2 protein-coding genes are annotated in these 1,239 nt (G+C 43.4%); both read left to right on the plus strand.

All coding sequences use genetic code 11. The features are described 5' to 3' along the window. Positions 1-218 (plus strand): phage major tail tube protein (locus BCU12_RS20170; RefSeq protein ID WP_198599398.1); only part of this gene is annotated, 218 nt, incomplete at its 5' end. A 66-nt stretch (positions 219-284) separates the two neighbouring features. Then, complete coding sequence (locus tag BCU12_RS20175; RefSeq protein WP_241909884.1) at positions 285-992, plus strand: phage tail assembly protein; 708 nt, start codon at positions 285-287, stop codon at positions 990-992. The last annotated feature ends 247 nt before the right edge of the window (positions 993-1,239 follow it).

Here is a 1,239-nt window from a genome sequence, read left to right on the forward strand (position 1 = left end):
ACGGTATGAATTACAAAGAGCTTTACTCTCTCTATGGTCCAATTACTAACATCAAGAAAGACGCCATTAAAATGGGCGAAAAGCCGACGGTGACCATCGAAGGCACGTGTAAAGCTTACAAGCTGACAGACACTGGAATGGTCGTTCATGACATCAATGTCGACACGGGTAAATCTGTTGTGGGCGGTGTTAATTTGATGGGTGTTGCGGGAATTTAAACAGTAAAACGAATAGCTGTTAGTTAGCCTCACTTTGTAAGTGGGGCTTTTTTATGGATAAAATTCATGATCAATAAAACAAGCGTACTCAAGTTCTTCAGTTGGGATACTTCTAAAAGCGAAGAGCTAGAGGCTGAGTTACTTCAGCTTAAAAAGAAGCTAACTCAAGTAACGACACAAGCGACTGAAGACGAAATTTCAGCACTTCAGCGCAAGACAGACAATCTTCAAGCGCAGGTTACAAATCTAAGAACGGTGACACTGAAAACCATTTCGACGGCTGACTTTAAATCCCTGCCGCATATCAAACTCACTAACATGACAGCTAAGCAAGAGTTTGAGCAGCGCAAGGCCGTCATTCTACATTGTGCAGAATTAGAATTCGAGAAATTCAATACGCTGCATTCACCTGATTTTCTTCAGTTGTATGAAGACATCTGTGACGTGGTATTAAAGCCAAGTGATGGTATTCAGGGCAAAAAGCTTACGGGTGACTGCTTTGAGTTTGATTTACTTGAGCCATTTGAAAACGAAGCGGGAGATAAGTTCAGTCGTATCAAGTTTCAAGTGCCCAAGGTTCAACACTCTGAGGCTATCGCAGATATTGAGGATGACGAGGAGCGTGAAGATTTCATGTTTCGTGTGGTCACCGGTCTTCAAAAAGAAGACTTTCAATTCCTTTCTTTGAATGACTACCTTGCGCTAAAACCGCAGGTGGGCGCTTTTTTTCAACAATCGGCGGGATTCTTTCGCCCCAAGACGTTGAGTCTTTAATCGACCTCATTCCGATGCACCGCAATACGTCAGAGTCTGAATTACGCCAATGGAATCAAGATGTAGCAGTGCGTCGATATGAGCTGATTTTGTCAAAACTTGGAGCCCGAAATGGCCGATAAGATAAGTCTCGTTCTTGATACCACGGTTAAAGGTATTGAAGACATTGCTTCCACCACCTCTGCCGCTGAACGTTTAACGGCCGCGATCGCTAATCAACGCAGTGAGGTGATCTCTTTAAACTCTC

Origin of the sequence: Vibrio sp. 10N.261.55.A7, from assembly GCF_002877365.1 — a bacterium.
GTDB lineage: Bacteria > Pseudomonadota > Gammaproteobacteria > Enterobacterales > Vibrionaceae > Vibrio.